Below are 20873 nucleotides of genomic sequence, written 5' to 3' on the forward strand. Positions count from 1 at the left end.
TTTCGGGCCCGCCTGAACTCGCTGGTTGGTTAAATGCAATTGGGCCGTCGCGCAAGGTGGCGAATCGTATGAAAGCGGGCGCCCAATCGGCTAGGCTGCCAGAGGAGCCGCAAGATTTGAGGGAGCCACGGGGTCGAGGAGCATGGGGGAGAAGCCGCTGGCCAAAGCTGCCCAAAGCCACAAGGACGCTGAGAGGTCAGTGCCCACGGACGAGGAGCTGGATGCGACCCCGCCTCTGCCGGCCGTGGTCTGGGCGGCGCGGTTCAGCGCCTATTTCCTGGCGTTGGGCGGCATCATGCTGATCACCTATCTTTTCTATGGCTTCGACACGGATCCGCGGAGCTTCCCGCCGGGCTTTCGGCTGAACCCCCTCCAGGCCGGGGTCAACTTCATCTGGGGCTTGGTAGGGACCGCGGTCGGCTTCTTCCGGCCGCGCTTCGCCACCGCCTTCGTGCTCGCCTTCGCGGCCTTCTACACGCTGGTTGCAGGGCTCGGCACGTTCGCCGGCTCCGCGCTCGGCATGGAGCTGGGCGCACCCGCCAAGGTCTATTACTGGATCGTGGTGGCGCTGGCCTGGGCCGCCGGCCTCTCAGGGCTGCTGCGCAAACGGCGCGCCTGACGGCTCAAGGCTCCGGATAGGCGCCTGCCTTGGGCACGTCGGGTTCTGCGGCCTTTGATTTCGGCCAAACCAGATCGGTCAGCGGCGCATCCTTCGGCTTGATACGGACCACGTAGATCTTGGCCGGCTCGGTCTTGCTCGCATTCCAGCCGCGATGCACCACGTCCGGAGCCAGATAGTTGGTCTTGCCGGCCTCCAGCGGGTAGGGCGGTTTGCCCTCCTCCTCGATCATCAGCGTGCCCTGGAGCCCATACTCGATCTCGTGCGCGCCGGGGTGGGTATGCCACGGCACCGCGCTCCCCGGAGGAAAGGTGTAGACCTGGATGTCGATCTGCTTGCCCGGCTCGCCTTCGAGCGGCTTGGTCAGAAGGTGCTGCGCCTCGACCTTGGGCGGGGGGACGTCCTCGCGCGCGAAGATCTCGGGGGCGCCACCAATACTTGCCAGCATTATGACAAGGAGGGCGGCAACAATCCGTTTTGCGGTCATGGGTGCAAGCCTACGTGCCGGGCTCCGCGCGGAACAGTGAATTTCGCGAGATGTGAAGGGGCCTCGCCGCCGCTGAGGCTGGATAGGGCGAGGTGCCCCAAAGCCCTCGCAATCTGGCGCTAGGGCCTTTTCCAGCTTATGAAAAGGGATGGATGTGCGTGGACGTGGGGCAAAGGACCTGATGAGGGAACTTTCCCGAGCCAAAGCTGCGGTTCTGGGCGCCCTTGGTGCGGCCGCCCTGCTGACCGCTTGCGGCGGTGGCGGGTCGGGCCCGGAGGACGCCATCAGGGAGCTCAACCGCGTCGATCACGGCAAGCCCTATATCGGCATGAGCAAGGCGGACGTGCTGCGTTGCGCCGGCCAGCCCCGCTCGCGCATACCGGCCGGAACGAACGCCGAGACGCTGATCTATCACTATAGCGGCCCCGGTCCCGTGCCGGGCGCGGACATCAAGAACGCTGAGTGTACGGCGAGCCTCACCATGGATCGGGGCAAGCTGGCGCGGGTGAGCTATGCGCATATGAACGTGCGAAGCCCCTATCAATGGCAAAGCGAGCGCGATCCGGAGAAGGCCAAAGAGCTGCGTAATACGCCGGTGCCGAGCTGCACGTTCTCGCTACCGCGCTGCCCGCGCTAGCGGGTTTAAGTCCGCTCCACCATCTTGCGCTTGATGTTGGCGATGGCCGCGGCCGGGTTGAGCCCCTTGGGGCAGGCCTTGGTGCAATTCAAAATGGTGTGGCAGCGATAGAGCCGGAACGGATCCTCGAGATCGTCGAGCCGCTCACCGGTGCGCTCGTCGCGGCTGTCCTCCACCCAACGATTGGCCTGTAACAGGACGGCCGGGCCGAGATAGCGGTCGCTGTTCCACCAATAGGACGGGCAGGCGGTCGAGCAGCAGGCGCATAAGATGCACTCGTAAAGCCCGTCGAGCTTTTCGCGGTCGTCGTGACTCTGGCGCCATTCCTTTTGCGGCGTCGGGCTGTCGGTCTGAAGCCAAGGTTCGATGGCGCGGTGCTGCGCGTAAAACTGCGTCATGTCCGGCACGAGGTCTTTGACCACCGGCATATGCGGCAAAGGATAGATGGCGATCGCGGCGCCCTTGGCGTCGTCGGCGTGCATGGTGCAGGCGAGCGTGTTGGTGCCGGCGACGTTCATGGAGCAGGACCCGCACACGCCTTCGCGGCAAGAGCGGCGGAAGGTGAGCGTCGGATCGACGGTGTTCTTGATCCACAGAAGTGCGTCGAGAATCATCGGCCCGCACTCGTTCATGTCGACCCAATAGGTATCGACGCGCGGGTTCTCACCGGTCTCCGGGTCGTAGCGGTAGACGCGGTATTCGCGCCAGCGGTCCTTCGCATCGCCCGCGGGCGGCGGATTCCACTCCTTGCCCTTTTTGATTTTCGAGCTCTTGGGAAGTGTGAACTGGACCATGTCTAATACACCCGCTCTTTGGGCTCGATGTAGCTGACCTCGTTCGACAGCGTGTAGGTGTGCACCGGCCGGAAGTCGAGCGTGACCGTGTGCGTGCCGTAGCTCGCGTAAGACAATGTATGCTTCATCCAGTCCTTGTCGTCACGCTTCGGAAAGTCCTCGCGGGCATGCGCGCCGCGAGATTCTTCGCGGGCCAGCGCGCCCTGCACGGTGACGGCGGCTTGGCTGATGAGATTGTCGAACTCCAGCGTCTCGATGAGGTCCGTGTTCCAGATCAGCGAGCGGTCGGTAACGGCGATGTCCTCGGCGTCGTCCCACACCTTCTTGATGTTCTCAACGCCCTCGGCGAGCACTTCCTTAGTGCGGAACACTGAACAATCGCGCTGCATCGTCTTTTGCATCGCCAAGCGAAGCTCGGCGGTCGGCGTGCCGCCGTCGGCATAGCGGAAGCGATCGAGGCGTGCGATGGCCTCGTCGCCCGCGCCTTTCGGCAGTTCGGGAATTGCGGTGTCCTTGCCCACGATCTCGGCGCAACGCAGCGCTGCGGCGCGTCCGAACACCACGAGATCGATCAGCGAGTTCGAGCCCAAACGGTTGGCGCCATGTACCGACACGCAAGCCGCTTCGCCGAGCGCCATGAGGCCGGGCACGACAGCGTCTTTGTCGTCGCCGCGCGGGGCGATCACTTCGCCATGCATATTGGTAGGAATGCCGCCCATATTGTAGTGGCAGGTCGGAATGATCGGGATCGGTTCGTTGCGCACATCGACGCCGCCAAAAATGCGGGCGATGTCGGTGATGCCTGGCAGCCGTTCGGCCAGCATGTCCTCGTCGAGATGATCGAGATGGAGATGCATGTAGTCCTTTTCGGGACCATGGCCGCGGCCTTCGCGGATTTCGATGGTGATGGCGCGGGAGACCACGTCGCGCGACGCAAGATCCTTGGCGGACGGTGCATAGCGCTCCATGAACTTCTCGCCCTCGGAGTTGCGCAAGAAACCACCCTCGCCGCGCGCACCTTCGGTGATGAGCACGCCGGCGCCGTAAACGCCGGTGGGATGGAACTGTACGAACTCCATGTCCTGCAGCGGGAGCCCTGCGCGCAGCACCATGGCGTTGCCGTCGCCGGTGCAGATATGCGCCGACGTGCAGGAGAAATAGGCGCGACCATAACCGCCCGTGGCGAGGATCGTCTGATGCCCGCGGAAGCGGTGGAGCGAGCCGTCCGACATGTCGATGGCGATGACGCCCCGGCAGCGGCCTTCGTCGTCCATGATCAGGTCGATGGCGAAATACTCGATGAAGAACTCGGCCGACTGGCGCAGCGCTTGGCCGTACATGGTGTGCAGCATGGCGTGGCCGGTGCGGTCGGCGGCGGCGCAGGTGCGTTTCACCGGGCCCTTGCCGTAATCCATGGTCATGCCGCCGAACGCGCGCTGCAGGATTTTGCCGTCCGCGGTGCGCGAAAAGGGCACACCCCAGTGCTCGAGTTCGTAAACCGCTTGCGGCGCGTTGCGGCAGAGATATTCGATAGAGTCCTGATCGCCGAGCCAGTCCGACCCCTTCACGGTGTCGTACATGTGCCAACGCCAATCGTCCGGCCCCATATTGCCGAGCGCCGCAGCGATGCCGCCTTGCGCCGCTACGGTGTGGGAGCGCGTGGGAAACACTTTGCTGATGCACGCGGTGCGCAGGCCCGCCTCGCTCGCGCCCACAACGGCGCGAAGGCCCGAGCCGCCGGCGCCGACGACGATGACGTCATAGGCGTGGTCGATGATCTCGTAGGCGCGGCCGTTCACGGCGACGGCGTTGTGCGGCGTATCTTGTGACGTGGCGTCTTCAGGCATTACGCGTCAACTTCCGAGAGTGATCTTCAAAATAGCAAGCGTGGAGGCGATACCGACCAGTGCGGCAAAAAAGGTCACGAGAATCAGCGAGGAGACTTTGCACAGCTTGTTGTGCAGATAGTCCTCGATGATCTCTCTGAGACCGATGCGCATGTGGATCGCCGCGGACCAGATCAGCGCCAGCATGAGCACGGCAACGATCGGATTGGAGAGGCACTCCTTCATCTTCTCGTAGCTCGCGCCGACATGTTCGACGAGGAACCAGATGAGGAAGATCACGAGCGGCACGTTGGCGACGGCCGTGAGGCGCTGACGCCAGAAGGTCTCCGTTCCGTGATGGGCGGCGCCGAGGCCGCGGACGCGCTTAAGCGGTGTGGCCATGGCTAGAGCCCTCCCATCCGGCAATAGCCCAGGACCCAGACCAGGATCGTGAGTGCGGTGGAGCCGACAATCGTCGCCCAAGCGAAAATTTCGATGGTGGTCTTGTCGAGGCCGGCGCCGGTATCCCAGATCAGATGGCGGATACCGCCGAGCATGTGGTGGATCAGCGCCCAGGTAAACATAAAGAGAAGCGCGCGGCCGACCAGGCTCCCGAAGAAGCTCTGAACGCAATCATAGGCGCCGGGGCCCATGCTGACCGCGACTAGCCACCAGGTCAGAAGTGCGAAGCCGACGGCCAGCGCCGCGCCAGAGATGCGATGCGCGATCGACATCATCATGGTCAGCATCGGCCGATAGATTTGCAGATGCGGGGAGAGCGGACGCTCTGCCTCTAGCTTATTTGACATTGGTTATTAGCGCGTGTTGCCCAGTCGAGTCCTTTGAATAGCTCAGTCAACGGGCAGGGGCAATCGGGCGGACCTGCTTCCTTTGGTCTGGGCCCGGCGCGCTCTTTCGGATCTTCTTCGTGGGTGAGGGCTAAGCGGGCGTCGCGATTTCGAATCCGGCGTTCATATCGTCCGTGAATCCGGACAGGATCCAGGTGTTGCCGCCATCGACTGTTTCCCAGACATGCGAGCCGATAACATAGGCCGTGCCGCCCCAGTCGCCTTCGTACGGGCCGTCCATGCTTTAAGTCCCCCAACGCAGTACGAATCGTGAGGCTCAGCATGGTGCCCAAATATTTGACAGAAAGTTTAATTCGGGAGGCCTGGGGCCTCTTCGCCGGCTATTCGGCGATGACACCGCAAGCGATGCGGGGCCCGGCGTCGCCGGCCGGGTTCGACTTATAGTCGTCACCCTTCTGGTGGACGACGATGGCGGTGCCTTCCCCGCCGAGTAGGCCGCCGAGGCTCACCATCTGGTTGAGCACCTCGATATGAAGCTCGCCCGATTCGGGCACATGGATATTCGGCATGTCGCCGCCATGGGGCCCCGCGGAATTCTCAAGCCCGTGCTCGTCTTCTTCCGGATTGAAATGCCCGCCCGCCGACTTGAAGCTCGGCGGCTCGCACTTGCCCGTGCCGTGGATGTGGAATGCGTGGTCGCCAGGCGGAAAGCCGCTCAGCTTGGTATCGAGCAAGACACCCGTTGGGACGGCCCGCAGCGTCACGGCGCCCACGTCCTTGCCCTCCGGGTCCTTCAGGACAGCCGTTGCCGTGTCGGCGGCAAGCGCAGGCGAGGCGATGGCGCTCAGAGCCAAGGCAGCCGCTGCAACCCTTGCTTTCAGTTCCATGGGAGACACTCTTGTTCTCATCGTCCAACAACTCCCGTCGATGCAGTAGACTTAGAACATGACACACCTGCGGCCGTTGGAACAGACAGCCTGCACATCGCCTCGGGAAAGGAATGTCGATGACCAAGAAGCGCGCAGCGATCTGCCTCATCCTCCATAAGAAGTCCTGCACACGGCCTGAGGTCAAGGCGGCGGTCAAGCACGTTCGGCAGTCGGTAGACTTCGAGGTCTACATTCCGTGGCGTGGAAAGGACCTCCGCCGGTTCGTTCGGCAAGCAATTGCCGATGGTGCACAGCGGATCGTAGCGGGCGGCGGTGACGGCACCCTGAACGCCGTCGTCAACGCGATGCTACGAAAGGGCAAGGCGCCGAAAGCATCGCTCGGGATACTGCCTTTGGGGACCGCCAATGACTTTGCAAGGGGTGCGGGCATTGCAGCGGGCGACTTGATAAGCGCTCTTGAGTTGGCCTGTTCAGGAAAGCCGACCAGCATCGATATTGGCTCGATGAACGGACAGTATTTCATCAACGTCGCCAGCGGAGGCTTTGGGGCCGAGATCACCGCGACGACGCCCCAGGACATGAAGAAGGCCCTTGGCGGCGCGGCCTATTCCATCATGGGCTTTGTCAAGGCATTCCAGCTTCAACCTTATAAGGGCCGGCTGATCCTCGCCGACGGTGCGGTGAAGGAAGGATCGATGCTGGTCATGGCGGTCGGCAACAACCGGTTCGCTGGTGGCGGCTACGACGTCGCGCCAAAGGCTTGTCTAACGGACGGGCTGCTCGACATTGCTGTCGTGAGCGGCGAAAGGCCCGAACGGCTCGGTGATCTGACTGAAGAACTAAAAGATCCGACAAGCCCCAAGAACAAGCACCTGTTCTATAGGCAACTGCCATCGTTCACGATTGAGACGGACAGACCGCTCCACGTGAACCTTGACGGCGAGCCCATCCAGAGTCGTCGTTTAGAATTCAGAGCTTGCCCGAAAGCCCTGTCCGTCGTGTTGGGAACGGCTAGCGCCTAGCGTGGCAGGGCCACCCAATAGTCCATGTCGAGCACGACGCCCTCTTCGAGTTTGCCGTCGTCCTTGACGCCCGGGAAGTCCGCGCAATTGCGGTCCTTCACGGCGAAAGTGCGCAGGCGCAGCGCGCCCATGTCGGAGCGGCCCGGAAGCTCGGCTTTGTCGAGCACTTCGCTCCAGGCGTAGATGGTGTCGCCGGCGAAAGACGGCGCGGCATGGCGCGCGCTATTCAGCCCGAGAACATGGAAGGCGTTGGCCAGCCCGTTGAAGCTCAACGAACGAGCAATCGAGATGATATGCCCGCCATAGACGAGGCGGCGACCGAAGCGCTCTTGGGATTCCCGGTGCTGGTTGAAATGCACGCGGGCCGTGTTCTGGTAAAGCCGCGTCGCCATCTGGTGCTCGGCTTCCTCGATGGTCTGGCCGTCCACATGGTCGATCTTCTCGCCGACCTGGTAGTCCTCCCAGCGGCGTGGGCTTCCGGCCAGCGCGTAGTCGTAGACCGTGAGCTTCAGCGGCGGGAGCGCCTTGCCGAAGCTGTCGGGCTGCACCTCTTTGTCGAGTTCGGGAATGACGGTTTCCGGCGCCGGTAAGTCGAGGTCGCGCTTTACGACCATCACCCAGCGCTTGAAGCTCAGCACCACCTCGCCCTTCTGGTTGCGCCCCGTGGTGCGCACATAGACGGTGCCGTTCTTGCCGCTGGAGTTCTGCTTGACGCCGATCACCTCGGATACGGACGCGATCGTGTCGCCCGGGTAGACGGGCGTCTCGAAGCGGAACTCGGCATAGCCAAGATTGGCGATGGCGTTGCGCGAGATGTCCGGCACGGTCTTGCCGATGACGAAGTGGAACACGAGCATGTCGTCGATCGGCGAGCGCGGATAGCCGATGCCTTGGGCAAAGGCGTCCGAGGACTGCACGGCGAACCGGCCGCCATAAAGGGCCGTGTAGACGCTCACATCGCCGACGGTCACCGTGCGCGGGGTCGCGTGCACGATCTCCTGGCCGAGCGTGAAATCCTCGAAATAATTGCCGGTGATGGTCCGGTCGATCTTGTCTGTGGTGTCGGTCATTTTGTTGCGAGTTTCAGTCCGATGATGGAGCCAATAAGCGTGGCGATGAAGAACAGGCGCAACGCCGTGGCCGGCTCCTTATAGACGAGGATGCCGACCATGGCAGTGCCCGCGGCGCCGATTCCCGTCCACACGGCGTAGGCCGTGCCGATGGGGATGTCCTTCAGCGCCCGGTTGAGGAGCACGAAGCTCAAGATAATGCAGACTGTGAATATCAAGGTTGGCCAGAGCTTTGTGAAGTTCTCTGTCAGCTTCAGCGTGGAGGCGAAGCCGACCTCGAATAGTCCTGCAAGCACAAGCAAGGCCCATGACATGGGGTCACCTCTGGGTCGCACCATTTCGAGTTGGCGGGGAGGCGGCCCGTTTAAGGACGAAAGCGCGCCTGACGAGGCGGACCATAAATTCGGGAGGGGTCTCTGTCACCCCACCGGATGCGGTGACGGGCAGGGGTGCGTCTAAAGCGTGCGTCAAAAACGAATGGCGGCCCCGCTATTCGCTGGGGCCGCCATTGCAGCAAAACAAAAAGGCTTCGCGTCTAATTAGGCGCGGTCGAGCTCAGCCGGAAGATAGGAGGTAACCTCCATGCCAGCTTCGGATTCGGTAACCTCAGGCTTCATCCACTCTTTCATGATGCGTCTCCTTTTCTAAAGTTGCTCACTGAATATGGGCCTTGGCGATGAGAACCGCATGAAGCGCTCATGAACGCAATCTGACAGCCAGATTAGCGGAATCTGACAGGATGTCGCAGGGGGGAGGCGCCGAAGGCGGGACGGATGGCGAGCGCCCAAACGAAAATGGCGGCCCCGCTATCGCTGGGACCGCCATTTCGAAAACTTGCTAGATCAGCGCGAATTAAGCGCGGTCGAGCTCAGCCGGAAGATAAGAAGTCACTTCCATACCAGCTTCGGACTCGGTGATCTCGGGCTTCAGCCACTCTTTCATGATCGTCTCCTTCGGTGAACTTCAAGACGAGATAATGGGGAGCTAGGATGAGAACCGCATGACTCGCGCATTAACAGATTCTGAATAGAATAATCATTGTAGAACAATGCACTAGCTGAATTACCGCTACCAAACCGGCTGCTGAACGGGCCAGATTCACGCCAGATTCATGGGCTCAACGTCGCTACTGGAACAGCAGGGCCGCCTTGGACAGGGTGTTGAGCACGCCCCAGATGAGGGGAATGCCGACAAAGGACCAGGCCAGGGCGAGCTTGATCGTATTGGCGCCGGAGACGTTCTCCTGTTCGGTTGGCTCGCTCATCATCCCTCCATTGAGGCTTTGAGTTCCGCCTCGGTCATGTGGTGCTTCTTATCCACGGGGGTCATCAGCCAGTTCAGCAGGAAGCCCACCAGGAGCAACCCGGCCATGATGTACATGGTGACCGAATAGGCGTCTGCTTTGGGCACGCCGTTATTGATCTGGTACTCGCGGATGTAGTTCACCAGCACGGGCCCGAGGACGCCGGCTGTGGACCAGGCGGTCAAGAGACGCCCATGAATGGCGCCCACATAGCGGACGCCGAAGACATCCCTGAGATAGGCGGGGATGGTGGCGAAGCCGCCGCCATACATGGTCATGATGATGCAGTAGAAGGCGACGAACAGGATGATCGAGCCGGTCTCGCCCGTCCAGGGCACGGCGGCGTAGAGCGCCATGCCCAGCGCAAAGAAGATCATGTAGGTGTTGCGCCGGCCGATATAGTCCGAGGTCGAGGCCCAGAAGAAGCGGCCGATCATGTTGAATAGGCTCAACAGGCCGACAAACCCGGCCGCCGCCGCCGCCGTGATCTTGCCGGGGAACATCTCCTGACTCATGGCGGAGGCCTGGCCCAGCACGCCAATACCCGCCGTCACGTTCAAGCAGAGCACGCCCCACAGGAGGTAGAATTGCGGGGTCTTCAGCGCTTCGTCCACATGGACATGGGCGGTGGTGACCATCTTCTTGGACTCAGCCGGCGCCACATAGCCCTCAGGTGCCCATCCTTCGGCAGGTACGCGCACGATGGTGGCGCCTACCAGCATGAAGAACATGTAGATGAGCCCCATGGTGATGAAGGTTCCCGTGACGCCCACATCGGTGGGGCTGGAGAAGTAGTCCATCAGCCAGACCGAAAGCGGCGAGGCGATCATCGCGCCGCCGCCGAAGCCCATAATGGCCATACCGGTGGCCATGCCCGGCCGGTCCGGGAACCAGGTGATCAGTGTCTTCACCGGCGAGATGTAGCCGAGGCCGAGCCCGCAGCCGCCGATCACGCCATAGCCGAGATAGACGATCCAAAGCTCGTGCAGATAGACGCCGAGCGCGGAGATCAGAAAACCGCCGCCGAAGCACAGGGCCGCGGTGACCATGGCTTTGCGCGGGCCGACGCGGTCGAGCCAGGTGCCCGTGAACGCCGCCGCCAGCCCGAGGAACACAATGGCGATGGAGAAGATCCAGCCGAGCTCGGTCAGCTTCCAGTCGTCAGGGGCGGACTCGGTGATGCCGATGAGTTTGGTCATCGGCAGGTTGAACACGCTGAAGGCGTAAACCTGGCCAATGCACAAATGCACGCACAAGGCGGCGGGCGGCACGAGCCAACGGCTGAAGCCGGGCTTGGCCACGGTGTGCGATCGGTCCAGCCAGTGAAGAAGGCTCCAAGAATCCGCCTGCGCTGCGGTCGCCATGCGTCAAATCCCCCCTAGAACATCGTTTTATGCGCTTGCTGCGCTTGTTGGCCGGTAGTCTGGCCGGGCTTTGCGCATATCGCAAGGGCTCTTGGCGCGCCAATCTTACTCGCGCCGGTTGACCGGCGCGTTCCGTGCGATCATGACAGGGTGGTGACAGGTGCAGCCATACGGACGCATCGCCATAATCGGTTGCGCCGCTCAGTTCTGCCCCAAAGTCCTGCTGGACGCTGACGGCTTGGGCTGGAATCTTGAAGCGTTTGATTATCTGAGGATTTGTCTTGTTTTGAGGATTTGTCTTGCCCCTACCAAAATCACTTCTTGAAGGATATCGACGTTTCCGCAGCGGCCGCTATGCGCAGGACGAAGCGCGTTACCGGAAACTCGCTGGTGGCCAGTCGCCTGGGGCCATGGTGATCGCCTGCTGCGATTCCCGCGTGGACGTCTCGGCGATTTTCGATACGGACCCGGGCGATCTGTTCGTCATGCGCAACGTCGCCAACCTCGTCCCAACGTTTGAGCCGGACAGCGGTCTCCATGCCACTAGCGCGGCAGTGGAATATGCCGTCACCGCGCTCAACGTGCCGAACGTCATCGTGCTCGGCCATTCGCAATGCGGGGGCGTTGCCGCCTATCGCCAAACGCTCAAGGGTAAAGCCGACGAGACGCGCTTCATCGGCCGCTGGCTCACGGTCCTCGATGGGCTCGATGTGCATAAGGGCGATCTCGACGCGTTCAGCGAGGAGACAGCGTTCGAGCTCGCCGGCGTCCGGCAGTCGCTCGCTAATTTGCGCAGCTTCGATGCGTTGAAAGAGCGCGAGGCGGCGGGCCTGCTCAAACTGCACGGGCTCCACTTCGATATTGGCAGCGGGACGGTTCTGGCGCTCGACGAGAAAGCCGATAGTTTCGCGCCGCTTCCTGAAGACGGCTGCGCTTAAGCGGCCTTCTTCAGCAGGTCGCGCTCGATCATGGCCTCGGCGATCTGGATCGTGTTGAGCGCCGCGCCTTTGCGCAAATTATCCGAGACGCACCAAAGCGACAGGCCATTGTCGACGGTCTGGTCGTCGCGAATGCGGCTTACGAACGTCGCGTAGTCGCCAACGCATTCCACGGGGGTGACATACCCGCCCGGCTCGCGCTTATCGACCACGAGCACGCCTGGTGCCTCGCGTAAGACCTCGCGCGCTTCCTCGGTGGAGAACGGCGTCTCGAACTCGATGTTAACCGCTTCGGCGTGGCCGACAAACACCGGCACGCGCACGCATGTCGCGGTCAGCTTGATCTTGGGATCGAGGATCTTCTTGGTCTCGGCCACCATCTTCCACTCTTCCTTGGTCGAGCCATCGTCGAGGAAGACGTCGATATGCGGGATGACGTTGAAGGCGATCTGCTTGGTGAACTTCTCCGGCTCGGGAGGTTCGGTGACGAAAATCCCCTTGGTCTGATTCCACAGCTCGTCCATGGCGTCCTTGCCCGCGCCAGAGACGGATTGGTAGGTGGAGCAGACCACGCGCTTGATCTTCGCGGCGTCGTGCAGCGGCTTCAGCACCACGACGAGCTGGGCCGTCGAGCAATTCGGATTGGCGATGATGTTCTTCTTGGTGAAGCCGGCGATGGCGTCGGCATTCACTTCCGGCACGATCAACGGCACGTCCGGGTCATAGCGCCAGAACGACGAGTTATCGATGACCACGCAGCCCTGCGCGCCGATCTTGGGCGACCATTCCTTAGAGATGGCGGAGCCCGCCGACATCAGTGCGAAGTCGACGCCGGTAAAGTCGAAATTCTCCAGGTCGCGGCACTTCAGGCGAGCGTCGCCGTAGGAAACTTCGACGCCGATGGAGCGGCGCGAGGCGAGCGGAATGACCTCGTCGGCGGGGAATTCCCGCTCGGCCAGAATATTTAGCATCTCGCGCCCGACATTGCCGGTCGCGCCGATGACGGCGACTTTGTAACCCATGATCAAAACTCCTTGGGCCGTCTTAAAGGGCAAGGGGCAGGGAAAGTAAAGGTGGCCTTGCCTGCGCTAGTTGACGCGCCGCCCGGGCAGCTTGTCTCTCACCGCCGCACAGTCCTTGCGGACGAATTTGTTGATCTGGTGCACGAACTCCGGCCCCAGAAAATTGGTCTTGTTGTCGAGCCCCGTCGCGGCATAGAGCCCCGGGTAGATCGCCGCGGGCGCCGACACATCGCCCCATTTGACCTTGGCTTCCGTCGCCTTGCCGTTCTTGAACCTGAATGTGGGTTCAAGCTCGATCTCGACTACGTAAGGCTCGCCGTCCTGCTGCAGGTCGCAGTGAATTGTATGCGGTGCGACCCTGATCGTGGCCTGGGGCGCGCTCATGGCCTTGGCGATCGCCGCGCGGTCTAGACGCAGGTCCGATTGGCAGGTGATCTTGCCCCAGGCCCAGTCGAGCCGGCCCGCCATCGCCTCGGCGATTTCGTCGGTGCGCCACGTCCAGCCGATATCGCACGAGATGTCCGGCCCTTGCCGCTCGCGGGTCTCGATGATGTCGCAGATCTCGATCCTGCAGGCCTCGCGGGCCGCCTTCTGCGCCCGCTCTTGCGGCGTCGGCCCGCGGTTGGAGTTGACCTGCGGTCCGAGGTCCTCGGCGGCGAGCGTGTCAGCACTCACGCCAAGCAGGAAAATCGCAATCACAGCCAGGCCGAAATGCTTTGTCATGGCTCTCAACTGCCAATGTTTAGCGCCCCAATGATGGCATCACCCATTTCGCGCGTCCCGACGGTCTTGCAGCCGTCCTGGCGGATATCGCCGGTTCGCAAGCCCTGATCTAGCACATCCGCGATCGCTTTCTCGATTCTATCGGCCGCCTCGCCGAGATCGAAGGAATAGCGCAGGCACATGGCGAAGCTGGCAATGGTGGCGATGGGGTTCGCCGCGCCTTGGCCCGCAATATCGGGCGCGGAGCCATGGACCGGCTCGTATAGCGCGCGGCGCCGGCCGGCGTCGTCCTCAGCGCCAAGCGACGCGGAAGGCAGCATGCCGAGCGAGCCCGTGGCCATGGCGGCTTCATCGGACAACACGTCACCGAACAGATTGTCGGTGACGATCACGTCGAACTGCTTGGGCGCGCGCACCAATTGCATGGCGCAGTTGTCGGCGAGAATGTGCTCCAGCGTCACGTCCGCGTATTTGTCCTTGTGGACCTGTGTGACGACCTCGTTCCACAGCACGCCCGTCTTCATGACGTTCCGCTTCTCGGCGGAATGCACGAGATTGCCGCGCTTGCGCGCCAGGTCGAAGGCGACAGCGGCGATGCGTTCGATCTCGTAGGTCTCGTAAACTTGCGTGTCGACCGCACGCTTCTGGCCGTCCCCGAGGTCGGTGATCTCTTTGGGCTCGCCGAAATAGACGCCGCCGGTCAGCTCGCGCACGATCATGATGTCGAGGCCGTCGACCAGTTCGCGCTTCAAGGACGAGGCGTCGGCCAGCGCCGGGTAGCAGATGGCGGGGCGCAAGTTGGCGAACAGCTCCAGGTCCTTGCGCAGGCGCAACAGCCCGGCCTCGGGCCGCTTGTCGTACGGAACGCCGTCCCATTTGGGGCCGCCCACGGCGCCCAGCATCACTGCGTCGGCGTCGTGCGCGGTCTTCATGGCGGCGTCGGAAATCGCCTCGCCATGAGAGTCGAAGGCGCAGCCGCCGACCAGGTCCGTCTCGGTCTCGATTGAAGCAAGGCCAGAGCCGTTCACCCAATCGACGAAGCGCTCCACCTCGCCCATTACCTCGGGCCCGATGCCGTCGCCGGGCAACATTAAGACTTTGTATGACGCCATGAATTGAAATCCGTCTTGTGCTAAAGCATCACGCTAATCGCGCCGGAACCAGCCGGCGGCTTTGGGTAACGGGAGTGAGACATGCTGACAAGAGTGCTGTTTGCCGCCCTTTTGATCCTGGGAGCCAGTAGCGGGTCTTTGGCACAGGATACCACCGTCGTGGCGCTTGGCCTTGCGGACCATCCGGTCTCCGAGGCGGAGCTGGAAGGGGGCGCGACGCCGGCGGCCCCGAAATTGGACACGGGCGGCGTCGCCTATGTGCTGGTCGCCCATGCCAAGAAGGGCGACAAGGTCGAGGTCCATCTCAACAAGGACGGCAAGTCTCTGATGCATAATGCGCGCGAGCTTGAGGCGGACGAGGACGCCTTGCTGCTCCAGGCGGGCAAGACCGGCGTCCCGGCCGGCGGCTGGCCGAAAGGCAGCTATACGGCAAAGGTAACGGTCACCCGCGGCGGCGAGAGCATCGCCGAGCAGGAGACCGACGGCATTCCCTTCGAGTAGCGGGCGGCTTGAGCCCTTACGCCCAGGGGCGGCTTAAGGCCGAGCCCTTCTCGAACTTATCGATGTGCTCGGACTTCTCCAGGGTGAGGCCGATATCGTCGAGCCCTTCGATGAGGCAGCGCTTTCTGTGCGGGTCGACGTCGAATTTGATCGCGCCGCCGTCGGGACCGCGGATCTCCTGGGCCTCCAAGTCGACGGTGAGCCGCGCATTGTCGCCGCGGGCCGCGTCGTCGATCAGCTTGTCGATCTCTTCTTGCGGCAGGGTGATCGGCAAGATGCCGTTCTTGAAGCAGTTGTTATAGAAGATGTCGGCGAAGGACGGGGCGATGACGCAGCGGAAGCCGAAGTCGAGCAGCGCCCAGGGTGCATGCTCGCGCGACGAGCCGCAGCCGAAATTCTCGCCGGCGATGAGGATCTTCGCGTCCGTGTAAGGCGCCTGGTGCAGCACGAAGTCGGGCAGCTTCTCGCCAGCCTCGTCGTAGCGCAACTCAGCGAACAGGCCTTCGCCAAGGCCGGTGCGCTTGATCGTCTTCAGGTACTGCTTGGGGATGATCATGTCGGTGTCGACATTGATCATCGGCAGGTGGGCGGCGATGCCCGTGAACGTTGTGAATTTTTCCATCGCTGTCCTCTTATGTGAGCCATATAGCGGCTCAGGGCCCGCGTTTCCACCGTCACGTATCCGCGCTTTTCTCAGGCCATGGTGCGGCTTAAGGTCCTCAGCCCAACGGGAGGCAACAGAATGGCGGGAGAGGTTATCTACGAGGCGCATCCGGCGATGTTCCGGGCGCATCCTTTCTGGTTCATTTTGTTCGTGCTCCTGATTGCCGCGTTCGGGATCGGCCTCTTCATTTTGCTGTATTGGTACATCACGACCCGCGCCACGGCGCTTTCGGTGACGGAGCACTCGCTCCTCTACGAGCGGGGCATTTTGAGCAAGGAGCGGCTGGCGGTGTCGCTGCGGCATGTGCGCTCGGTGCAGGTGAGCCAGGGTTTCATCAACCGCATTCTCGGCGTCGGCACGATCGAGATCAAAACGGCGGGCGACGAGCCTGAGTTCACCGTCGACGACTTGCCCGATCCGCACCAGGTGCGCGAGGCGATCAGCCGGGCTCAGGCCATGGCCGGGGACAATTAGGACGGAGGCTGCATGGCAGGCGAGGGAGACCGGCAAGACCGGAAAGAGGCGACCAAGCTCTTCATCGCCGGCGCGCTGGCGCTGATCCTCTTGGTGGCGATGGGTGCGGCCGGGCTCTACTACGCCACCAATATGATGGGCGAGGCGGATCCCTTCTCCGAAGGTCTCGGGCTGAAGAACGCCGCGGTCATTTCGTTCGCGGTGTCCTTCGTGGCGATCCTGGTGATGACCGTGGCCTCGGGTGGCGATGCCATTTTAGGCGAGCTGCCCTTCACCATTGTCGGCTTCCTGATCTTTTTTGTGGTGTTCTGGTTGATAATCGCCTGGATCTTCTAGGCGTCCGTGCGGCTTTCGCCGCGAAGCGTTCCGCTAGTTGGACGGACCCAGTGTCGTGGGCCGCCAATTGGAACTGGTGCCGGCCCGATGCTGATCGTTGCCGGCGACCAGCTGACGATAATAGGTGCGCATCGTCTCGCATCGCTGCGTTCCAGGCGGGTGCACCGCGTCACCTTTGAGCTTGGAGATAAAGATGCAGATCTCCTCGAGCCCTTGCGCGTTCAGCCAGCCCCATTTGACGCCACGCCGGATGGCGAACAAGTCGGCCTTCGTCTCGTTAGCGCCGATGAACTGGTGACCGCATTCGTGGGAGTAGATGTAGAGCTTCACCTGGGTGGAGAGCCCTTTGATCTTCTTGGTGTTGAGAATGAGGAAGCCCGGGAAGGCGCCGCCCCAGGAGTCGAAATTGGGGTTCAGCACCGTCGGCCGCTTGCCGCAATTGACGGACTTGCCGTCGAGCTTGAGCTGGCCGTGGGGAATCTCTTTTCCGGCGGGCCCGATTTGCTCCAAATATTGTGCGACGGTGGGGCCGGTTGCGCTGTTGCCGCGGTAGACGAACTCCTGCGCGCGCACAGGTGAGCCGCCGCTCGCAAAGACCGCAAGCGCGAGGCCGAAAGCCGCAGAAAACTGGTAGATCGCCCGCCTGGGAAACATGATGGGTCCTACTCTATGCGCCGAAAGGTATCCGCGCAATTACCGCGCGGCATCTGTTGCTCAAGGCGCGTCACCTGTTGCCTTCCGGCCTCAGTGTGGAGGAAGCCTGCAAATTCCGGCAGACTTTGGGCTAGGCTGTGGCCTCGGATTCGATGCGCTCCATGTCGTCGTCCGACAACCCAAAATGGTGGCCGATCTCGTGCACCAGCACGTGGGTGATGATGTCGCCCAGCTTTTCCTCGTGCGATGCCCAATAGTCGAGGATGGGGCGGCGATAGAGAAAAATCATCTCTGGCAAAGGCGAAACGTCGAGAATGCTCTGCCGCGTAAGGTCGACACCTTGGTAGAGGCCGAGCAGCCCGAAGGGCGAGTCGATGCCAAGGGAGTCCAGGACCTCGTCGGTGGGGAACTCCTCGATGCGAATGAGGACATCCTTGGTCATGTCGCGGAATGCCGCCGGCAGGCGCTTGAATGCGGTATTGGCGATGGTCTCGAACTCGGTGAGGCTCGGCGCGCGATGCTTGTTCAGATCGATCATCGATGGGCCTCTGCCGGCTTCTGCGCGATCACGATCGCTTCACGCAAAGTGAAGGTCAGCCCGTCCGTCGTCTCGCGTGGGTGCAAGAGCTCCCGCAACGGCTCTCCGGTCAGTATCTCCTTCAGTCGCGCGATCACGGCATCGGTGCAGCGCATGCGCGCAACCCACGGATCGAAGGCGATGTCCTTGTCCAGCACTTCGGCCGAGGTAAGCGTCAGCCCCGCATCCTCGATCAGCGTGCTCCACTCGGCGAGGCTGAGGCAGCGGCCGTGGCGCGGATCGCGCAAGCTCTCAAAGGCGTTGTAGGCGGAGGCCAGCGCCTCGTCGCTCGGCGAGATGTTGTCGACAAACGCGAACGTGCCGCCGGGGATCATCACCCGCGCGGCCTCCGCAACGAAGCTTCTCGGATTGGCGAAGTGATGCGCGGCGAGCCGGCAGGTCACCAAGTGGAAGCTGGTGTCGGGGAAGGGAAGGTCTTGGGCGTTCGCTTGCCGCGTCGCCACATTGCCGAGGCCGCGTTTCTCGGCGGCCTTCCGGACCTCCTGAAGCATTTCCGGCGTGATGTCGCTCGCGGTGACCTTGGCCACTTGGTCGGCGAAGGCGAGCGCAGTGTGGCCGGCGCCTGTCCCGACGTCGAGATGTCGCCAGGTGGGCTCCGGTGCGATGAGTTCGGCGAGCCGGGCGAGCGAAGGACCTTCCGCATGCGTGGACGAGCCTGCGTAGTCGGCGGCGGCCTCTCCGAACTTTTTTTGAGACAGGGACGTCACGTGAGCTCCCAGCGACGGGGATCGGCTAGGACGTCTCGCGAACGTCGACGAAGCGTCCGGCAATCGCGGCGGCCGCGGCCATTTGCGGCGACACCAGATGCGTGCGGCCAAGGCGGCCCTGGCGGCCTTCGAAGTTGCGGTTCGAGGTGGACGCACAGCGTTCGCCAGGGCTGAGCTTGTCGGGGTTCATGGCAAGACACATGGAGCAACCCGGCTCGCGCCACTCAAAGCCCGCCGCTTTGAAGATCGTGTCGAGACCTTCTTCCTCGGCTTGGAGCTTCACCAGACCCGACCCCGGCACGATCATGGCGTTCAGGTTCTCATTGACGTGCTGGCCTTCGACGATTTTCGCCACGGCGCGCAAGTCTTCGATACGGCCATTGGTGCATGAGCCGATGAAGATGCGGTCCAGCGCAATGTCGGTGACCTTTTCACCGCCCTTCAGGCCCATATAGTCAAGCGCGCGCTCCGCGGCTTTACGCTTGGTTGGGTCGTCGATCTCGGAGGGAACCGGAACGCGGCCGGCAACGGAGACGACTTGCTCCGGGCTTGTTCCCCAAGACACGATAGGCGGCAGGTTCTCGGCGCGCAGTACCACTTCGGCATCGAAGTTGGCGCCCTCATCGGAGTAAAGCGCCTCCCAGTGTGCTTTCGCTACCTCGAAGGCGCCGCCTTTGGGCGTGCGCGGCCGGCCTTCGATATAGGCGAAGGTCTTTTCGTCGGGTGCGATGAGCCCGGCGCGGGCGCCGCCCTCGATCGACATGTTGCAGACGGTCATGCGCCCTTCGATCGAGAGGTCACGGATGGCCTCGCCGGCATATTCGATGACGTGCCCAGTGCCGCCGGCCGTGCCGATCTCGCCGATGATGGCGAGGATGATGTCCTTGGCGGTGACGCCTTCGGGCAGTTTGCCGTCGACGCGCACCAGCATGTTCTTGGCTTTCTTCTGGATTAGCGTCTGGGTCGCGAGCACGTGCTCCACCTCGGAGGTGCCGATGCCATGCGCCAAGGCGCCAAAGGCCCCGTGCGTCGAGGTGTGGCTGTCACCGCACACGATGGTGGTGCCGGGAAGCGTAAAGCCTTGCTCGGGGCCGACCACGTGGACGATGCCCTGGCGCTTGTCGAGCTCGTGGTAGTAGTCGATGCCGAAATCTTCCGCGTTCTGCGCCAGCGCGTCGATCTGGATCTTGGATTCAGGATCGTCGATGCCTTTGGAGCGGTCCGTCGTCGGTACGTTGTGATCGACCACGGCAAGCGTCTTTTCGGGGCTGCGCACGTTGCGGCCCGCTATGCGCAGGCCCTCGAAGGCCTGCGGGCTCGTCACCTCATGCACCAGATGACGGTCGATATAGATCAGGCTGGTGCCGTCCGGCGCCTCGTGGACCAGGTGTTCGTCCCAGATCTTGTCGTACAGGGTGCGGGGCTTCGCCATGTTTTCAGGGTCTCGTTTCGGACGTTGTCGTAAGCGTCAGATAGCGATTGAAGGGCCGCTTGCCAACCATGCGTCATGCCCGGGCTTGTGCCGGGCATCCACGTCTTGGGGCCTGTCGGCGGGAAATCGTGGATGGCCGGGACACGCCCGGCCACGACAGCGATGAAACGCTAGTCCTGTTTCTCGGACTTTTCGGCTTCCGCTTCCGCCGGAGCCGCTTCGCCTTCGTCGGCGGCGGGAACCTCGTCGGCCGTGGTCTCGGCCATCAGCGCGACGGCCTTCGCCGACCAGTCGTCTTTCTCGATCTTGTCGCCAAGGGAGAGGGCATCGTCGACCTGTGCGATCTCGTCGTCGGTTAGGTTGGCGATCTGCTCGAACTTGGTGAGCCCCAGCTTGTTGAGCTTCTTCTCCAGGTCCTCGGTGATGCCGGCGATCAGCTTCAGATCGTCAGGTTGGCCCTTGGGCCTGGTGAAGCCCTTGAAGGCCTTGCCCTTCTGCTTCTTGGCGCGCACGTCTTTGCGCTCGGGGATGCGGGCGGCCTTACCGCGGCGGCCACGCAGGTAGTAGAGCTTGGCGCGGCGCACACGGCCGTGGCGCACCACCTCGATGGAGTCGATCAGCGGCGAATGGATCGGGAACACACGCTCCACGCCCTCGCCGTAGGAAATCTTGCGGACGGTGAAGTTCTCGTGGATGCCGCCGCCGGCGCGGCCAATGCATACGCCTTCATAGGCCTGAATGCGCGAGCGCTCGCCTTCTACGACTTTCACGTTGACGCGGACGGTGTCGCCGGGTCCGAACTCCGGCACGGAGCGCTTATCAAGGCGCTCGGCGACCTGCTCTTTCTCGAGCTGGGCGATAATATCCATCTTTTATGCCTTTCACGGGCGC

29 protein-coding genes are annotated in these 20873 nt (G+C 62.5%); 7 read left to right on the forward strand and 22 right to left on the reverse strand.

Annotated features, from left to right (window positions below; translation table 11 throughout):
• Positions 1 to 142 precede the first annotated feature (142 nt).
• On the forward strand, positions 143 to 619 hold the full coding sequence (locus ABY454_RS00155; protein WP_372928131.1) for a hypothetical protein: 477 nt from the start codon (positions 143 to 145) through the stop codon (positions 617 to 619).
• 4 nt (positions 620 to 623) lie between these two features.
• Here the strand turns inward: ABY454_RS00155 and ABY454_RS00160 are convergent, their stop codons facing one another.
• Positions 624 to 1106, reverse strand: a complete 483-nt coding sequence (locus ABY454_RS00160) for a cupin domain-containing protein (RefSeq protein WP_372928132.1) — start codon at positions 1104 to 1106, stop codon at positions 624 to 626.
• Positions 1107 to 1287: 181 nt separating this feature from the next.
• Between ABY454_RS00160 and ABY454_RS00165 the strand changes: the two genes are divergently transcribed.
• Positions 1288 to 1743 carry a hypothetical protein gene (locus ABY454_RS00165; protein WP_372928133.1) on the forward strand — a complete coding sequence of 152 codons (456 nt, stop codon included), beginning with the start codon at positions 1288 to 1290 and terminating at the stop codon, positions 1741 to 1743.
• 5 nt (positions 1744 to 1748) lie between these two features.
• On the opposite strand, the gene ABY454_RS00170 is transcribed toward ABY454_RS00165, so the two are convergent.
• The 6 genes from ABY454_RS00170 to ABY454_RS00195 all read right to left on the reverse strand — a co-directional run bounded on the left by ABY454_RS00170 (position 1749) and on the right by ABY454_RS00195 (position 6059).
• Positions 1749 to 2537 carry a succinate dehydrogenase iron-sulfur subunit gene (locus ABY454_RS00170; protein WP_372928134.1) on the reverse strand — a complete coding sequence of 263 codons (789 nt, stop codon included), beginning with the start codon at positions 2535 to 2537 and terminating at the stop codon, positions 1749 to 1751.
• Between the two features lie 2 nt (positions 2538 to 2539).
• Positions 2540 to 4384: a succinate dehydrogenase flavoprotein subunit gene (sdhA, locus tag ABY454_RS00175; RefSeq protein ID WP_372928135.1), complete on the reverse strand. Its 1845-nt coding sequence runs from the start codon at positions 4382 to 4384 to the stop codon at positions 2540 to 2542.
• A 6-nt stretch (positions 4385 to 4390) separates the two neighbouring features.
• A complete protein-coding gene (gene sdhD, locus ABY454_RS00180; RefSeq protein WP_372928136.1) occupies positions 4391 to 4765 on the reverse strand; it encodes a succinate dehydrogenase, hydrophobic membrane anchor protein in 375 nt (124 codons plus the stop codon).
• 2 nt (positions 4766 to 4767) lie between these two features.
• Positions 4768 to 5172 carry a succinate dehydrogenase, cytochrome b556 subunit gene (gene sdhC / locus ABY454_RS00185; protein WP_372928137.1) on the reverse strand — a complete coding sequence of 135 codons (405 nt, stop codon included), beginning with the start codon at positions 5170 to 5172 and terminating at the stop codon, positions 4768 to 4770.
• A gap of 130 nt (positions 5173 to 5302) precedes the next feature.
• Positions 5303 to 5452: a hypothetical protein gene (locus ABY454_RS00190; RefSeq protein ID WP_372928138.1), complete on the reverse strand. Its 150-nt coding sequence runs from the start codon at positions 5450 to 5452 to the stop codon at positions 5303 to 5305.
• A 100-nt stretch (positions 5453 to 5552) separates the two neighbouring features.
• Positions 5553 to 6059, reverse strand: a complete 507-nt coding sequence (locus ABY454_RS00195; RefSeq protein WP_372928139.1) for a superoxide dismutase family protein — start codon at positions 6057 to 6059, stop codon at positions 5553 to 5555.
• Positions 6060 to 6178: 119 nt separating this feature from the next.
• Here ABY454_RS00195 and yegS point away from each other — a divergent pair, with 119 nt between their 5' ends.
• Positions 6179 to 7084 carry a lipid kinase YegS gene (yegS, locus tag ABY454_RS00200; protein ID WP_372928140.1) on the forward strand — a complete coding sequence of 302 codons (906 nt, stop codon included), beginning with the start codon at positions 6179 to 6181 and terminating at the stop codon, positions 7082 to 7084.
• On the opposite strand, the gene ABY454_RS00205 is transcribed toward yegS, so the two are convergent.
• From ABY454_RS00205 to ABY454_RS00230, 6 genes are all read right to left on the reverse strand, one after another.
• Positions 7081 to 8154 (reverse strand): MaoC family dehydratase, encoded by a 1074-nt coding sequence (locus ABY454_RS00205; protein WP_372928141.1) that lies wholly within the window; start codon positions 8152 to 8154, stop codon positions 7081 to 7083. The two genes, yegS and ABY454_RS00205, sit on opposite strands and share 4 nt — an antisense overlap.
• Positions 8151 to 8468 (reverse strand): multidrug efflux SMR transporter, encoded by a 318-nt coding sequence (locus tag ABY454_RS00210; protein WP_372928142.1) that lies wholly within the window; start codon positions 8466 to 8468, stop codon positions 8151 to 8153. The genes ABY454_RS00205 and ABY454_RS00210 overlap by 4 nt, the downstream gene beginning before the upstream one ends.
• Positions 8469 to 8693: 225 nt before the next feature.
• Complete coding sequence (pqqA, locus tag ABY454_RS00215) at positions 8694 to 8783, reverse strand: pyrroloquinoline quinone precursor peptide PqqA (protein WP_372928143.1); 90 nt, start codon at positions 8781 to 8783, stop codon at positions 8694 to 8696.
• A 223-nt stretch (positions 8784 to 9006) separates the two neighbouring features.
• Positions 9007 to 9096 carry a pyrroloquinoline quinone precursor peptide PqqA gene (gene pqqA, locus ABY454_RS00220; RefSeq protein ID WP_045363338.1) on the reverse strand — a complete coding sequence of 30 codons (90 nt, stop codon included), beginning with the start codon at positions 9094 to 9096 and terminating at the stop codon, positions 9007 to 9009.
• 184 nt (positions 9097 to 9280) lie between these two features.
• Positions 9281 to 9418 (reverse strand): hypothetical protein, encoded by a 138-nt coding sequence (locus ABY454_RS00225; protein WP_372928144.1) that lies wholly within the window; start codon positions 9416 to 9418, stop codon positions 9281 to 9283.
• Positions 9418 to 10821 (reverse strand): OFA family MFS transporter, encoded by a 1404-nt coding sequence (locus ABY454_RS00230; protein ID WP_372928145.1) that lies wholly within the window; start codon positions 10819 to 10821, stop codon positions 9418 to 9420. The genes ABY454_RS00225 and ABY454_RS00230 overlap by 1 nt, the downstream gene beginning before the upstream one ends.
• Positions 10822 to 11120: 299 nt before the next feature.
• Between ABY454_RS00230 and ABY454_RS00235 the strand changes: the two genes are divergently transcribed.
• Entirely contained in the window at positions 11121 to 11759 is a 639-nt protein-coding gene (locus ABY454_RS00235; RefSeq protein WP_372928146.1) for a carbonic anhydrase, read from the forward strand.
• Here ABY454_RS00235 and ABY454_RS00240 read toward each other — a convergent pair.
• The 3 genes from ABY454_RS00240 to leuB all read right to left on the reverse strand — a co-directional run bounded on the left by ABY454_RS00240 (position 11756) and on the right by leuB (position 14616).
• Entirely contained in the window at positions 11756 to 12781 is a 1026-nt protein-coding gene (locus ABY454_RS00240; RefSeq protein ID WP_372928147.1) for an aspartate-semialdehyde dehydrogenase, read from the reverse strand. The genes ABY454_RS00235 and ABY454_RS00240 overlap by 4 nt on opposite strands.
• Positions 12782 to 12847: 66 nt before the next feature.
• Positions 12848 to 13504 (reverse strand): hypothetical protein, encoded by a 657-nt coding sequence (locus tag ABY454_RS00245; protein ID WP_372928148.1) that lies wholly within the window; start codon positions 13502 to 13504, stop codon positions 12848 to 12850.
• Positions 13505 to 13509: 5 nt separating this feature from the next.
• Positions 13510 to 14616, reverse strand: a complete 1107-nt coding sequence (leuB, locus tag ABY454_RS00250) for a 3-isopropylmalate dehydrogenase (RefSeq protein ID WP_372928149.1) — start codon at positions 14614 to 14616, stop codon at positions 13510 to 13512.
• An 81-nt stretch (positions 14617 to 14697) separates the two neighbouring features.
• On the opposite strand from leuB, the gene ABY454_RS00255 reads away from it, so the two are divergent.
• The gene (locus ABY454_RS00255; protein ID WP_372928150.1) at positions 14698 to 15117 is read left to right on the forward strand and encodes a hypothetical protein; all 420 of its coding nucleotides are present in this window, start codon (positions 14698 to 14700) and stop codon (positions 15115 to 15117) included.
• A 16-nt stretch (positions 15118 to 15133) separates the two neighbouring features.
• On the opposite strand, the gene leuD is transcribed toward ABY454_RS00255, so the two are convergent.
• On the reverse strand, positions 15134 to 15739 hold the full coding sequence (leuD, locus tag ABY454_RS00260) for a 3-isopropylmalate dehydratase small subunit (protein ID WP_372928151.1): 606 nt from the start codon (positions 15737 to 15739) through the stop codon (positions 15134 to 15136).
• Positions 15740 to 15859: 120 nt separating this feature from the next.
• On the opposite strand from leuD, the gene ABY454_RS00265 reads away from it, so the two are divergent.
• Both ABY454_RS00265 and ABY454_RS00270 read left to right on the forward strand, forming a co-directional pair.
• Positions 15860 to 16255 (forward strand): PH domain-containing protein, encoded by a 396-nt coding sequence (locus ABY454_RS00265; protein ID WP_372928152.1) that lies wholly within the window; start codon positions 15860 to 15862, stop codon positions 16253 to 16255.
• A gap of 12 nt (positions 16256 to 16267) precedes the next feature.
• Positions 16268 to 16591 carry a hypothetical protein gene (locus ABY454_RS00270; protein WP_372928153.1) on the forward strand — a complete coding sequence of 108 codons (324 nt, stop codon included), beginning with the start codon at positions 16268 to 16270 and terminating at the stop codon, positions 16589 to 16591.
• Positions 16592 to 16624: 33 nt separating this feature from the next.
• Here the strand turns inward: ABY454_RS00270 and ABY454_RS00275 are convergent, their stop codons facing one another.
• The 5 genes from ABY454_RS00275 to rplS all read right to left on the reverse strand — a co-directional run bounded on the left by ABY454_RS00275 (position 16625) and on the right by rplS (position 20851).
• Positions 16625 to 17245: a hypothetical protein gene (locus ABY454_RS00275; protein WP_372928154.1), complete on the reverse strand. Its 621-nt coding sequence runs from the start codon at positions 17243 to 17245 to the stop codon at positions 16625 to 16627.
• A 130-nt stretch (positions 17246 to 17375) separates the two neighbouring features.
• Complete coding sequence (locus tag ABY454_RS00280; RefSeq protein WP_372928155.1) at positions 17376 to 17783, reverse strand: metallopeptidase family protein; 408 nt, start codon at positions 17781 to 17783, stop codon at positions 17376 to 17378.
• On the reverse strand, positions 17780 to 18550 hold the full coding sequence (locus ABY454_RS00285; protein ID WP_372928156.1) for a class I SAM-dependent methyltransferase: 771 nt from the start codon (positions 18548 to 18550) through the stop codon (positions 17780 to 17782). The genes ABY454_RS00280 and ABY454_RS00285 overlap by 4 nt, the downstream gene beginning before the upstream one ends.
• A 25-nt stretch (positions 18551 to 18575) precedes the next feature.
• Entirely contained in the window at positions 18576 to 19982 is a 1407-nt protein-coding gene (gene leuC / locus ABY454_RS00290) for a 3-isopropylmalate dehydratase large subunit (RefSeq protein WP_372928157.1), read from the reverse strand.
• Positions 19983 to 20152: 170 nt separating this feature from the next.
• Positions 20153 to 20851 carry a 50S ribosomal protein L19 gene (rplS, locus tag ABY454_RS00295; protein WP_372928159.1) on the reverse strand — a complete coding sequence of 233 codons (699 nt, stop codon included), beginning with the start codon at positions 20849 to 20851 and terminating at the stop codon, positions 20153 to 20155.
• Positions 20852 to 20873 lie beyond the last annotated feature (22 nt).

It is taken from the genome of Methyloceanibacter sp. (assembly GCF_041573655.1).
GTDB lineage: Bacteria > Pseudomonadota > Alphaproteobacteria > Rhizobiales > Methyloligellaceae > Methyloceanibacter.